13 protein-coding genes and 2 tRNA genes are annotated in these 13,746 nt (G+C 41.1%); 7 read left to right on the top strand and 8 right to left on the bottom strand.

The features are described from left to right. Positions 1-53: 53 nt before the first annotated feature. Positions 54-473, bottom strand: a complete 420-nt coding sequence (locus F907_RS11850) for a GFA family protein (RefSeq protein ID WP_016651779.1) — start codon at positions 471-473, stop codon at positions 54-56. 182 nt (positions 474-655) lie between these two features. Between F907_RS11850 and F907_RS11855 the strand changes: the two genes are divergently transcribed. Further along, positions 656-1,093 (top strand): PaaI family thioesterase, encoded by a 438-nt coding sequence (locus F907_RS11855; RefSeq protein ID WP_016651778.1) that lies wholly within the window; start codon positions 656-658, stop codon positions 1,091-1,093. A gap of 40 nt (positions 1,094-1,133) precedes the next feature. Here F907_RS11855 and F907_RS11860 read toward each other — a convergent pair whose 3' ends face one another. Continuing rightward, the gene (locus tag F907_RS11860; protein WP_016651777.1) at positions 1,134-1,565 is read right to left on the bottom strand and encodes a hypothetical protein; all 432 of its coding nucleotides are present in this window, start codon (positions 1,563-1,565) and stop codon (positions 1,134-1,136) included. 236 nt (positions 1,566-1,801) lie between these two features. On the opposite strand from F907_RS11860, the gene F907_RS11865 reads away from it, so the two are divergent. The 4 genes from F907_RS11865 to F907_RS0117950 all read left to right on the top strand — a co-directional run bounded on the left by F907_RS11865 (position 1,802) and on the right by F907_RS0117950 (position 3,026). Continuing rightward, positions 1,802-1,877: transfer RNA gene (locus F907_RS11865), tRNA-Asn, on the top strand. Positions 1,878-2,057: 180 nt separating this feature from the next. Continuing rightward, complete coding sequence (locus F907_RS11870; protein ID WP_016651776.1) at positions 2,058-2,366, top strand: DUF8200 family protein; 309 nt, start codon at positions 2,058-2,060, stop codon at positions 2,364-2,366. 85 nt (positions 2,367-2,451) lie between these two features. Continuing rightward, positions 2,452-2,527 (top strand) — tRNA-Asn (locus F907_RS11875). A 58-nt stretch (positions 2,528-2,585) separates the two neighbouring features. Then, positions 2,586-3,026, top strand: coding sequence for a DUF2726 domain-containing protein (locus F907_RS0117950; RefSeq protein WP_032861994.1), 441 nt, complete (start codon positions 2,586-2,588; stop codon positions 3,024-3,026). A gap of 19 nt (positions 3,027-3,045) precedes the next feature. On the opposite strand, the gene F907_RS11880 is transcribed toward F907_RS0117950, so the two are convergent. From F907_RS11880 to glnA, 5 genes are all read right to left on the bottom strand, one after another. After that, positions 3,046-3,252: a hypothetical protein gene (locus F907_RS11880; protein ID WP_016651774.1), complete on the bottom strand. Its 207-nt coding sequence runs from the start codon at positions 3,250-3,252 to the stop codon at positions 3,046-3,048. Positions 3,253-3,356: 104 nt separating this feature from the next. Continuing rightward, the gene (locus F907_RS11885) at positions 3,357-4,664 is read right to left on the bottom strand and encodes an alpha/beta hydrolase (RefSeq protein WP_016651773.1); all 1,308 of its coding nucleotides are present in this window, start codon (positions 4,662-4,664) and stop codon (positions 3,357-3,359) included. A gap of 109 nt (positions 4,665-4,773) precedes the next feature. Continuing rightward, positions 4,774-5,655 (bottom strand): 4-hydroxybenzoate octaprenyltransferase, encoded by an 882-nt coding sequence (ubiA, locus tag F907_RS11890; protein WP_016651772.1) that lies wholly within the window; start codon positions 5,653-5,655, stop codon positions 4,774-4,776. A 15-nt stretch (positions 5,656-5,670) separates the two neighbouring features. After that, positions 5,671-6,162 (bottom strand): chorismate--pyruvate lyase family protein, encoded by a 492-nt coding sequence (locus F907_RS11895; protein ID WP_032861993.1) that lies wholly within the window; start codon positions 6,160-6,162, stop codon positions 5,671-5,673. Between the two features lie 405 nt (positions 6,163-6,567). Further along, positions 6,568-7,983: a type I glutamate--ammonia ligase gene (gene glnA, locus F907_RS11900; protein ID WP_171068369.1), complete on the bottom strand. Its 1,416-nt coding sequence runs from the start codon at positions 7,981-7,983 to the stop codon at positions 6,568-6,570. A 622-nt stretch (positions 7,984-8,605) separates the two neighbouring features. Here glnA and F907_RS11905 point away from each other — a divergent pair. Further along, a complete protein-coding gene (locus F907_RS11905) occupies positions 8,606-9,190 on the top strand; it encodes an anthranilate synthase component II (protein WP_005272379.1) in 585 nt (194 codons plus the stop codon). Positions 9,191-9,545: 355 nt separating this feature from the next. Further along, the gene (locus tag F907_RS11910) at positions 9,546-10,910 is read left to right on the top strand and encodes an L-cystine transporter (protein WP_005272381.1); all 1,365 of its coding nucleotides are present in this window, start codon (positions 9,546-9,548) and stop codon (positions 10,908-10,910) included. Positions 10,911-10,969: 59 nt separating this feature from the next. On the opposite strand, the gene F907_RS11915 is transcribed toward F907_RS11910, so the two are convergent. Further along, the gene (locus tag F907_RS11915) at positions 10,970-13,741 is read right to left on the bottom strand and encodes a M1 family metallopeptidase (protein ID WP_111804947.1); all 2,772 of its coding nucleotides are present in this window, start codon (positions 13,739-13,741) and stop codon (positions 10,970-10,972) included. Between the last annotated feature and the right edge of the window lie 5 nt (positions 13,742-13,746).

Raw genomic sequence — 13,746 nt, 5'->3', positions numbered from 1 at the left:
AAAGAAGCTTCTCTATGAAGCTTCTTTTTTATGTCTAATATAAAGTCGGAATCTTACTCAGCAGATTCACCACTAAAGAGCGCGACCACTTCAGCTTCAGTCATTTTCTTGGTCGAATTTTGAAAAGCATAAAACTCAGGTTTGCAGTCAATATAGATTTCCAGATCAAGATTCAAATCTTGCGGTGAATCATTCAATGCAAAGGCGTTGATATTGCAATAATTCTGATCTTTAGTCCGCCAAAATAAATTGGTGCCACAAGCATTACAGAAACCTCGCTCCCCCCAAGCCGATGAATTATAAACAGAAAGATGGTTTTGTTTTAAAAAATTTAAACTGCCCTGTTTCACATCAATGGTCATAATCACACCACTGGTCTGTCGACGACAGATTGAGCAGTGGCAAGCATGTACATCATGATTGCTTAATTCAACTTCAAATGTGGTTTCGCCACAAACACACTGTCCTTTCATTATAAATCTACCTGTTATTCAAAATTGTTATTGATGAATTATCGTTAGCATAAAACAAAGCAAACATGGCGCAATCAATAATTTGTAAAACTTACTCTTCAGCGATGAACTGTATTGACAGACTTGAGTGGAAAGACTACGTTATTCATAAGTTCCTTTTTAGAACTATTTAGGAAAAAAAGATGAAACACCCAAAAGAAATGAACGGACTAGAATTTCTAACCGCAATGTGTGCAGGGCAAATTCCACCGGCCAGTATTAGTGAAACGATTCCTATGCAACCTGTTGAAGTTGCTGAGGGTTATATCAAATTTGAGGTACAAGCAGATCAACGTCACCTCAACCCTCTCGGGGGGGTACATGGCGGTTTTGCTGCAACAGTACTCGACTCAGTAACAGGTTGTGCAGTTCATACACTTTTAGAAGCAGGCGTTGGTTATGGGACCATCGACCTGAATATTAAAATGTGCCGACCTATCCCTAAAAATCAAAAGTTAATTGCAACAGGCAACATCATTAATATCAGTAAAAATTTAGGCATCTCTGAAGGCAAGATTGTCGATGCAGATGGCAAGCTTTATGCCCATGCAACCGCAACCTGCATGATCATTCGCCCATAAATAGGTCTAAAGGGTAAATATGGGCTATTTCACCATAGCCCTATGCAATTGCTTTATTCACATGAAACTTTTTTGGTCGAATACATAAATGGCTAAATACTGCATATTGCCAAATGCTTTTTACTTGTACTGAGACAATCTTCTGTTCTGCCACAGACCAAGCAAGCGCAGTATTCGCGCCTAGAAAAAGCTCTCCACCTAACTGAAACAAATACAAAGGTGTTTGTTCATCAATATTAGCAGCACTCTTTTGTATCAAGAGGTCTTTAGCTGTTTGAATTTTCCATTTATTGCCAAACCATAATTGCAACAAATCGCCCAAATACAAGGCCTGCTGTTTAAATGGAAAGGTATTGAGCAAAGCATGTTCAACAAGCGTGTAATACTGCACAGGATCTTGAATAATTTCGAGATAGTGTTGTTGATAAAAAGCAAAATTTGAAAAAATAGACTGAATATTTAGAATAGTCATTTCGACCTCCAGTTTAGCCATTTTAGTGCTGGCAAGTAGGGTTAAATCCACACTGTTTAGATGAATATCTAAACGTTCTTTCTAATTCGAATCTAGCAATAGCCTGTTCAAAGTTCAAGTTATTTTTCCTACTTTATCGTAATTGTGCAAATAAAAAGCATACGATGCAAAAATGAAGGAAACATGACATTTTTATCTTGACCAATTTTAAAAGCTGCCTATAATGGCACTCAGATTCTCCCATAGCTCAGTCGGTAGAGCGACGGACTGTTAATCCGCAGGTCCCTGGTTCGAGCCCAGGTGGGAGAGCCAAGATTCTAAAAAGCCTAGATCATTGATCTAGGCTTTTTTATTTGAACCGCATAAAATATGTTTATAACAACAATTACGATTATTCTGTTCGTTTCATGTTGAGTATCGTTTAAATTTCAACCTCCCCTCTTATTTTAACTATAAAATAAAACTTAACGATAATGTTAAGGAAAACACATAATGAAAAAGCTTCTATTCTGTTTAATATTCCTATGCAGTCCAGCAATGGCCGCCCAAACCACTTGGTATGCAGGTTCCTCTTATAAAGGTACCGTGACGGTGCCCATTGAAAATGGACCCAATGTCGTCTGGAAATGTAATGGTAGTGTATGTAGCATGTCTGGTCCTTGGGGCAACTCCCTCTCCCTAGACTCCTGTCAAAGCCTAGTATTACGTATCGGTAAGATTAGTTATTATAAAAACTCGGCAGGTGCAAGCTGGAATGCCCAATCGCCTGAATTGGCGCAATGTAACCAAGTTGCACGTTAATACCTAATATTTTAGTTAAGCGATTATTATTTATACTCATTTTACTTGACGGACTTTCATTTACCCCCTAAAATTCGCTCCAGATTCTCCCATAGCTCAGTCGGTAGAGCGACGGACTGTTAATCCGCAGGTCCCTGGTTCGAGCCCAGGTGGGAGAGCCAAGATTCTAAAAACCCACTCTTATTGAGTGGGTTTTTTTATTCGCCCTTTGATAAGCATATGTTTCAATCAAACCATCTTCTCTTTCTTACCATAGGCTTCATTAGTACAGCTTTACTGCTGTTTAGCTGCCTACGCCCTTTTTTTCCAAAACAAAAGTTCTTTGCCCGTCCTGTCATTACTTCATTCGAATCCCGAATGTTTATCCGGTTACAACAAGCCTTTCCACAGCACTATGTACTTGCACAAGTTGCCTTTAGTGCGTTGATTACCAGTGATCATTATAAGATCCGTAGTAAATTTAATCGTAAAGTAACTGACTTTGTGGTTTTGGATCAGGAAATGAATGTGCTGGCGATTATTGAGTTAGATGACCCAAGCCATATCGGAAAGGAGTTAGAAGATAAAAAACGCGATCAGATGCTGCAAGAAGCAGGCTATTTGGTACAGCGCTATACACAAATTCCATCTGTAAAACAGTTACAGATGGATATTCGATAATAAATCGCCCTCAGAGGAATTATTCAGCCTGAGTGGTTGGTTCAGTTTGTTTTTGTTGTTCAAACTTTTTTGCGATTTCAGCATGTTGCTGATCATATTTTTTCTTGGTTTGTGCATCACTTCTTGCCGCAAGAAAAGCCATCCCCACAATAAAAATTGGAATCAATAATCCCAACCCCATCAATAACCAAGGAACAGATCTTTTTTCAACAGGTTGCTGGCTCATAGCTGTTTCCAACTCAAACGACATCAATTTCAAGATGCGTAACAATATAACAAAAAAGAGCCTCTATAAAGAGGCTCTTTTTAAGAGATCAAAACCATGCAGACCTATAAGCCAACACCCGTACAATGCGGGCTCTTACTTGCATCTTTCTGAGCATCAGTCAGTACAATTCCTGTACCTGCCGACATATTGGTTTGGATGAAGTCTACAGCATTCGCATTTTTACACACAATGGCCTGAGTATGGCTTGCTCCCACTACTGGCAAGAAAGTTACTTTGGTACCTAAAGCCGTTAATCCTTTTTGCAATGAATCCGTCACTGGATAAGGCACTGCCATATCTAATGTACCTTGAATAATCATTACTGGACTGTTTATTTTCTTGGTGGCCGGTTGATTGTCTGTTAGGAATTTTTTCACAGTTGGATTTTCTTGGAAGTTACCCGCTAAACCAGGATAATCCAAAACAGTTTTCGTGGTGTCCTTACTGATAAAGTCACGAATATCAGCTGCGAACTTATTATGTAAATCGTCTAAACATACACCATTTTCACCCGTCGTACCTTCCGCAAACTCAGCAATTGAGCGAGAACGTTCTTGGAAAATTTCCCGATAATTGAATTTAGGATCATACGCGGTAATACCCACCGTGGTATAAGCCGCATAAGCAAGTAGCTCAGCATAGACTTCAACAGCAGTACCTACTGGTGCAAGGCCTGCTTGTTCCTGTTGAAGGATATTTGCAATCGCCTGAGGAGCAACAACAGAAATGATATAGCCAAGACTAGAAGCAGGTGCACCAGCAACAGCCCCTTTATAATTTGCATCATTATTTGCAAATTCGGCTGTACCTAGTGAAGCATGGCCACCTTGAGATTGACCAATTGACATCCATTGCCCGTTTAACTTTGCGCCATAGTAATCCTTTGCTGCTTTGACCGCCGCAATCGCAGACTTCGCTTCACTGCCTAAATTGAGATAAGGATGAATTCCAGGTGTACCTAAGCCCTCATAATCTGGTGCAATCACCACATAACCCGCTGCTAATAGGGTATCAGCAAGGATTTTAAAACGCGGGTTCACAGTATTATTACTTGGTGCACAACTATCCCCTACACCAACTGTACCGTGCTCCCAAACAACAACTCGGTAACCATCCGTCGGCTGGGCAATTTTAGGGAACATCACCAAGGCAGTGGCTTTGGCAGTACGACCTTGAACATTCACCATGTTATAAGTCATGATCTTGATCGATGCAGCATTATCGACCTTATCCTTGGAATAAGTTGTTTCAGACAGATAAGTTTTATCCGAATCTACCCCAGTATAATTATCATCATTGTCATTACATGCTGTTAAAAATAAAGCCGAAATAGAGAATGTTATTGCTAATGCAATTTTAGACCGTTTCATAAAATATCCTTTTAGTCCTTGTTTTATTTAATGCATGAAACTACATGCCACATTATTAATGCACAAAAAAAGTGCCCTGCATAGGACACTTTTCAACTATTCAGTCAATTTAAAATATGAGTTCTAAAAAAATTCCAATAAAAATAATCAGCCCGACCCAACGATTATGCCGAAATGCCCAAAAACAGAGTTGTGGATCCCGATCTTTGGTTTTAAAAGCTTGATAGGCAAAGTCTGCCGCAACCATCAACAATGCGACCAATCCAAATGGAAGTAATAAATTTTCCCGATACAAAGCACCACCAATAAGCAGTAAGCTTAGAATCTGTAGTAAACCAATAATCTGGATATCATAACGACCAAACAGAATCGCTGTTGATTTCACCCCAATCTTCAAATCATATTCACGATCGGTAATTGCATACTGGGTATCATAAGCCACTGTCCATGCCAAATTGCCGAAATATAAAAGCCAACAGGTTAAATCCAGAGGTTTCCCCATTGCCGTAAATGACATTGGAATTCCCCATGAAAATGCCATACCCAGAACCACTTGTGGCAAGTGAGTATAGCGTTTCATAAAGGGATAAATAAACGCCAGTACCAACCCCGCTAAAGCGCAATAAAAGGTCGCAATAGGGAGAAAAAACAAGGTACAGGCACTAGCAGCAACCAAACCCAAAAAAACATAAACCGCTTCGCGTGGACGAATCACGCCTGTCGCTAATGGACGTGTTTTAGTTCGTTCCACATGCGCATCTACTTTACGATCGGCAAAGTCATTAATCGCGCAACCTGCCGCGCGCATAAAAATAGTACCTAAGACCATGGCGATTAAAATCTGCAACGGCGGTAAACCACCCGCAGCAATCCATAACGCCCACATGGTTGGCCAAAAAACCAGTTCTGTACCAATCGGTTTATCAAAGCGGCATAAATAATAATATGCTTCTAAACGTTGCCGCCATGTTGTGTGTTGCACTGTTTCCATGATGAATCCTGAGAGTCAATGCTGTCGAATAAACTGTTCAAATGCGGGAAGAAAGGTTTCTTGCACAATAAATTTGCACCCATGCCAAGTATAACAACTTTGTCTGGTCCAACCTTCTTCTAAATAAATCACCCGTCGTTCACAGGCAGGAATAGTTCGTTGAAATAAAAACCAGCCAATAGGCTTATTGCGGATATGTCTAAATATCCGTGCTTTCTTATGTAAGCTTAAAATTGGAAAGATACTTTTTGCCTTAACCCAAGCTTCTGTTTCACTGCCATATAAATTGGTTTCACGTACCCAGGCAATATGATGTGTCGGCATCTGCATCCACTGGCTGTCATTAAAAGTGAGTCGCTGGAAATGCTCTTTAAGGCGTTCGACATGAAACTCCCCTTCACCCAAATCAGTTAACTGTTGAGTGAGAGAACCTGATGCATACAACCATTTTTTTAATTCAGCTGGGATCTCTCGCCCCTTAATTCTGTTTGGTCGTAAATTTCGCATGCTTGGCTCACTAAAAACATCATTAGGGTCTGCTGATACTTCAGCCATGCATTGCGTTATAGGCTAAAACCACACAAACAAGGCATGGAACGTAGACAATGGCGATACCCTTGTCAAGTTTCATAACGAAGTTTGGGGAAGTTTTAGACATAACCCTTCGGGACAGGGTCATTTTTTGATGTTACTACGTTAGCCCGTATTCATTTAGAAGCACTAAATTTCATACGACCCGCCTTGTAACATCTAAAAAATGTCCTCTGTCGCAATGAGAGCTGTAACTCGCAAGGTGAAGTGCCAGCAGACCCTATGAGTGTACATGAATTTCTTAAGAAAAACGTATGACTTTCAATTGAATCAAAAACATAAAAAAAGCTCGCCGAAGCGAGCTTTTTGGAATTGGATATATTACAGGCTGTAATACATATCAAATTCAACTGGGTGAGTTGTCGTGTTAAGGCGACGTACATCTTCAGTTTTAAGTTCGATATATGCATCAAGCATTTCTTTAGTGAATACACCACCTTTCAACAGGAACTCATGATCCGCTTCAAGTGCAGCAATCGCCATTTCCAAGTTGTGCGCAACTGTTGGGATTTTTGCTTCTTCTTCAGGAGGAAGATCATACAAGTTCTTGTCAGCAGCTTCACCTGGGTGGATCTTGTTTTGGATACCATCAAGACCAGCCATCAACAATGCCGCAAAACCTAAGTACGGGTTCATTAATGGATCAGGGAAACGTGCTTCGATACGTTTACCTTTAGGGCTAGAAACGTAAGGAATACGGATAGAAGCAGAACGGTTACGCGCTGAGTAAGCAAGCATAATTGGTGCTTCGTAGTGTGGAACCAAACGCTTATAAGAGTTTGTACCTGGGTTGGTAATCGCATTCAACGCACGCGCATGCTTGATTACACCACCGATGAAGAATAATGCCATTTCTGATAAACCAGCATATTCATCACCAGCAAACAAGTTCTTGCCATCTTTAGAAATTGACATGTGAACGTGCATACCAGAACCGTTATCACCCACCATTGGCTTAGGCATGAATGTTGCTGTTTTGCCATATTGGTGAGCAACGTTCCAAACTGCATATTTGAACTGCTGAACTTCGTCCGCTTTACGAACTAAAGTATTGAAGCTCACACCAATTTCTAATTGGCAAGATGCAACTTCGTGGTGATGTACTTCTACACGACCAGGGCCCATGATGTCTTCGATACGTGCACACATTTCAGCACGCATGTCTTGATGAGAGTCAACTGGAGGAACTGGGAAGTAACCACCTTTAACACGTGGACGGTGACCTGAGTTACCTGCTTCGTAGTCTTTACCTGTAGACCAAGCAGCTTCTTCAGCGATCAATGTGTGGCGCGCGCCAGACATGTCGATGTCCCATTTTACTTCGTCAAAAACAAAGAATTCTGGTTCTGGACCAAAGAATGCTGTATCACCGATACCTGTAGATTTTAAATATTCTTCAGCACGACGAGCAATCGAACGTGGGTCACGCTCGTAACCTTGACCAGTTGAAGGCTCGATGACGTCACAAGTCACAACAACTGTAGGCTCAGCAAAGAACGGGTCAAGAAAACCTGTTTCAGCATCTGGACGTAAGATCATGTCAGAAGCTTCAATGCCTTTCCAACCAGCAATTGAAGAACCATCAAACATTTTACCGTCTTCAAATGTATCTTCATCAGTGGTATCAGCTGGGTAAGTTACGTGCTGCTCTTTACCCTTAGTATCAGTAAAGCGAAAATCGACCCATTTTGCGCCACTTTCTTTGATGAGTTGAAGGACCTTGTTCGCCATGCTCATTTGCTCCAATGAAGTTTTTATGCACTTGTTAAGTGCGTGTTAGTTGTTGATGTATAATTAGCAATTATCATACCAACAATTTAAAAGCATACCTAAAACATTGAAATTCTTTGCAGAAAAAATGCTTTAGGTTCCCTGTCCTATGCCTACTATAATGTCTGCATTTAAAAATGCACCATATTTAAACATTCCTATTTCGGCGCGTCCCCAAAAAAGACATAATGAACCAAAATAGTGCAATACATATAACAAAGAACCAATGTAGTGCCAATTACGCTTTTATTATTCGCGTAAATTGGCTTTTTATATCATTCTTTTCAACATCATTCCAATCAATTCATTTAGACTTTCGATTCACTTTCAGTTTTATTTCTCAAGCCTTTCAATTACAAAAATTTATTATCGATTAGCAGCTCATTTCTACAAACAAAATTGGCCCTTCATTCTGCTTTCAATCCTTTGAAAATTTCCCACATGAATGATCCGTTTTGTTATGATGATTTCCCGTTATCGCTAGAATAATCTTTTCTCTATTCAAGATAGATGAAAAAATACAGCGTTCAAATCGGTTTATCGAACTCAATAGCACACTTAAGTGCCTATCTTTCAAAAGGTTATAATCATGCTTCTAATGATTGACAATTATGACTCATTTACTTACAACATCGTTCAATACTTTGGCGAGTTGAATCAAGAAGTAAAAGTTGTTCGTAATGATCAAGTGACATTAGAGGATATTGAGCGATGGCAGCCGAAATATCTGGTGATTGGCCCCGGCCCATGCTCTCCAAGTGAAGCTGGTATTTCAATTCCAGCCATCAATCACTTTGCTGGCAAGATTCCTTTGCTTGGCGTTTGCTTAGGTCATCAAGCCATTGGTCAGGCTTTTGGCGGTCATATTATTCGTGCCAAAACAGTGATGCATGGCCGTCTTTCTGATATGCACCACAGTGACAAAGGAATTTTCAGCAATCTACCTTCTCCTTTTGCTGCTACACGTTATCATTCATTGGTGATTGAGCAAGAAACCTTACCAGAATGCCTAGAACTCACCTGCTGGACCAATCAAGCAGATGGCACGATTGAAGAAATTATGGGGGTTAAACATAAAACACTGCCTGTTGAAGGTGTGCAGTTCCACCCTGAATCAATTTTAAGCCAACATGGTCATCAAATTTTCAAAAACTTCTTGGATATTTACGCTTAGATTCAAGTTCTGATTTTAATTTAAGTCCACAGCAGCCCTTTTTAACGTAATGGGCTGCTTTTATTTTGAACATATAAAAACAATATATAACTCATACATACGGGTTAAATTTCCAGCATTAAAATAAAGCAATAAGGTTTTATTTAAAAACAAATCATTCTTTTTCAATAATTAATCCACTTTTCACATGTTATAAAAAGTGACCTAAATGCCCTATTTCTAGATAAAAGGGTTTCTTTTTAATTTTTTAGATTAACTATAGTCATAGGAATGATTAAGTTTCAGGGCTGCTGAATGGTAGAATTCCCCCCATTGTTTTGGCACCTCCCTGAAATATCGATCAGGATAACCTATTGTGAATACCTTGGTTTTATTGAATATTATAGTTTTTGTCCTGCTACTGGCAGGTTTGTTTTTCACCTATCGAAAAGATTGGAGTCTCTCTAAAAAGGTACTCATCGGTATGGTGGTGGGTATCTTCTTTGGTTTAGGATTGAAAACGGTCTATGGTGATAGTCCTGTAATCGAACATTCAATCGCATGGATTAACCTTGTCGGTAATGGTTATGTTCAACTATTACAAATGGTGATCATGCCACTGATCTTCGTTTCGATATTAAGTGCAGTGGTGAAACTACACCAAACCACGTCCCTCGGAAAAATCAGTGTATTAGTCATTGGTATTCTGTTAATCACGACAGCGATTGCCGCACTGGTCGGTGCAGGCGTGACCAATTTATTTGGTTTATCTGCCGAAGGACTGGTACAGGGCACAAAAGAAGCCGCACGTTTAGCGACTATTCAAAGCCAATACATTGGGCAAGTCACGGATTTAGATGTCCCGAAACTCCTGCTCTCGCTATTTCCGCAGAACCCATTTGCTGATTTGACTGGCGTTCGTCCTACCGCGATTATCAGTGTTGTCATCTTCTCTGCGTTTTTGGGCGTTGCTGCACTCAAACTCATGGATAAAGACACTGTCAACGGCGAAAGAATCCGACATGGTATTGAAGCATTACAAGCCTTGGTGATCAGTCTGGTTCGTTTAGTGATGCAATTTACGCCTTATGGTGTATTAGCACTGATGACTAAAATGGTCGCTACAGCGAATCTGGCTGACATCGTAAAATTAGGTGAGTTCCTGATTGCTTCTTACCTTGGACTTGCGATTATGTTCCTTGTCCATGCATTGCTTTTGTTATTTGTACGTGTCAATCCAATCGACTTTTTCAAGAAAGTATTCCCTGTATTGACCTTTGCATTTACCAGTCGTTCAAGTGCTGCCAGTATTCCACTCAATATTGAAGCGCAAACCAAGCAACTCGGCGTACCAGAAGGAATTGCCAGCTTTTCTGCTTCCTTCGGTGCAACAATTGGTCAAAATGGATGTGCGGGCTTATACCCTGCCATGTTGGCGGTGATGGTTGCGCCTACTGTTGGCATCAATCCACTTGACCCCTTATGGATTGCTCAATTGGTTGTCGTCGTGACCCTCAGTTCAATCGGTGTCGCAGGTGTAGGTGGCGGTGCAACTTTTGCTGCTTTAATCGTCCTTCCTGCAATGGGCTTGCCGATTACCTTAGTAGCATTACTGATCTCAATCGAGCCTTTGATTGATATGGGACGTACTGCTTTGAACGTGAATGGTTCGATGGCCGCAGGTACAGCAACCAGTCAATTACTGGGTGTCAGAAATCCTCAACCAGACAATGATGCTTAAGTTATCCTGAAAATAAAAAAGCCAACGGATTAACGTTGGCTTTTTTGTGACTGAATCAATTACAACTTTAACTGTTGTATGAGTGAACCATCTTGCTTCGCCACCAAAGACTCACACAACTGGATTCGTTCCTTGGTCTGATTTAAACCTCGTTCAACGCCCACCAACTCTTTGGTACGCGGTGCAAAGAAAGTGTTTAACTGCGTCACTTCTTGTTGTGAACATGCTGCCCCACTAAACAATGCAGGGAAACGCCCAGCAGAAGACTTACCCAAACGATCAAACACAGCCTCGTGATTGGCTTTAAACCATGTCCACAATCCACCTTGCTCGCCCCCGTAATTATTAATTGAATTAATCACGGTACGGACTTCCCCAACTTTAACGCGTGAATCCAAGACCAGCTGACGTGCCAATGGGCGTGTTTCTGTTTGGTTGGCTGCGCCTAAAGCCGTGAGAATCGCAAGGCGTTGTGTCGGTTGTGTAATCTGCTTTAATTCAGCCAATAGTCGATCAAATGCAGGCTTGCCTTTGTCTTGCACACGGACTGCCAGAATGGTTGGTAATAATTCTGGTGTGAGCTGTGCAAAATTCAATTGCTTCTGAGCAAACAGTGCATCAGATTGTTTTAACAATTGCTCACGGACTTCAGGCACTTGAATTTCTAATGCAAGGAATTGAGCCAATTCACTTCGCCACAAGCTATCTTCAGCTGATTCACCTGCTTTACTGACATAACCCAATTGGTTTAGCTTTGGCAGATATAAATTTGCTAAGACTTTTCTAAAATGCTCGCGTTCAGCTGCGGTTTTTAAGATATGGCGCTGGATCGTACTCAACTGCTGGAATAATGCAGTACTAATTTGACGACTGTCAGAAGAAGCGAATTTTTTTGCCACATCAATAACAGCCAACACGTTAATATCGCCATGGTTGAATGCTGCTGAAACGGCATAAGCATAGGCCAACTGTTCAGTGTTGGACAGTTTCCCCGTTGCCGCCGTCAAGCGTGCCAACTCTTTTTCTGGCAAACTAAACTGGTAATAACCTGCGGCATCGGCATTTGGAATATACCAACTGTCTGGAGTCGCCCCTTTTAATTCAATCTTGGCTTCCGCTTGGTCGATCAGTTCACACTGAACTTTACTTGGCGCATTTGGTACTTCATAGCGTACGCATAATGGGACGCCCCAAAGACTGTTGGCATCCCCTTTAGAGCCTACAGGTAGATAGCGCTTTTGCTTTACATTTAAAAAAACTTTGTTGCCTTGCTGCTCTAATGAAGTACTCACTAAAGGTACACCGGGTTGGTCAATAAAGCTTTTCACCGCTTTAGCAAACCGCTCGCCCTGACCTGACTGTTCTGCCAATGCGCTAATTAAATCATTGGCGGTAGCACTGCCATATTGATGCTTTTTAATATAGTTGCGCACCCCTTGCTTAAATTTTTCCTCGCCCAAATAGCTTTCAAACATATTTAAAACAGCTGCCCCTTTTTGATAAGTAATCCCATCAAAAGCAGTTTGAATATCAGCATTGCTTAAAATCGGCTGGCGGATACGACGTACACTAACCAGACTATCACTTTTCATCGCCCCTGCCGTATCGGCGACACGTTCCAGATCGGCATTAAATTCAGGATGTAGTTGTTGGGTGATTTTGCTTTGCATCCATGTAGCAAAAGATTCATTCAGCCACAAGTCATCCCACCACGGCATGGTCACCACATCCCCAAACCACTGGTGTGCTAATTCATGTGCATTGACGTTAAATGAACTCTGCACAAAAGACACCGGAGAGTCTTTATCCAGCAGCATCAAATAATCTCTAAATGTGATCAGTCCAGGATTTTCCATTGCACCAGCAGCAAAGTCAGGCGCTGCAAGCAAATCTAGCTTGTCAAATGGATAACCAAAAGCAAAATAATCTTCTAGGGTTTTTAAAATGGCAGGCGTTTCAGATAAGGCATGCTGCATTTTTTCAGCCTTACCATCGGGTGCGATCCCTCGCAGTTTGATTGCCTCTTTACGCCACGCAGTCGCACCAATATCAGGGCCTGTCTGTACTTGCCAAGGGCCAACTGCCAGTGCCAATAAATAAGTCGGCAGTGGCTTGGTCGGTGCAAAACTTAAAGTTTTCCAACCTGATTTTTCAGCCTGTTCCGAGACTGGGTTGGTATTGGCAAAACCTGAATATTTACTTGGAATGGTTAAACGTATCGTAAAAGGCGTTTTAAACCGTGGCTCATCGAAGGATGGGAATGACTGACGTGCACTGATCGCCTCCATCTGGGTCATGACATAAGGCTTACCTTCAAATTCGATCTTATAAATACCATCCAGTTGCTGATCATAAGCAGCATTAAAATCCAGTACTAAACTGTACTGACCTGCTGCCAGCGTTTTGCCAAACTTGATCACGCTGACCCCGTCCACCTCTGAGGCCTGTTCATATTGAGCCTTGCTTTGAGTACCATCTGCTGCGGTAATGCTGACTGCTTTCACCGATAAGGATTTACCGTGAATCCAAATATGATCTGTTGCTTGGGTCAGTTTTAAACGGATCGTGGTTTTCCCTGTATAGCCCTTTTGCGCTGGATCAATCTTAAAATCTAAATCATAGGATTCAGGTAATACCCATTCAGGTAATTTACCAATCGGAATCTGTTCCTTGGTATTGGATGCAAAAATTTGCGTTGTAGATAAAGAGAGTAATGTTGTAAGTAATAATGTTTTTTTTAATGAAGGTTTGACCAACATAGGAGATCTGTCCTCTGTAGTTTTTAAAATAAAAGACGCAGCAAATGGTGTGCCATTCCGCTGCATCCACACATCAT

Origin of the sequence: Acinetobacter colistiniresistens, from assembly GCF_000413935.1 — a bacterium.
Lineage (GTDB): Bacteria > Pseudomonadota > Gammaproteobacteria > Pseudomonadales > Moraxellaceae > Acinetobacter > Acinetobacter colistiniresistens.
Note: the sequence above shows the minus strand (reverse complement) of the source record. Positions and strands in the feature narration are given on the sequence as shown.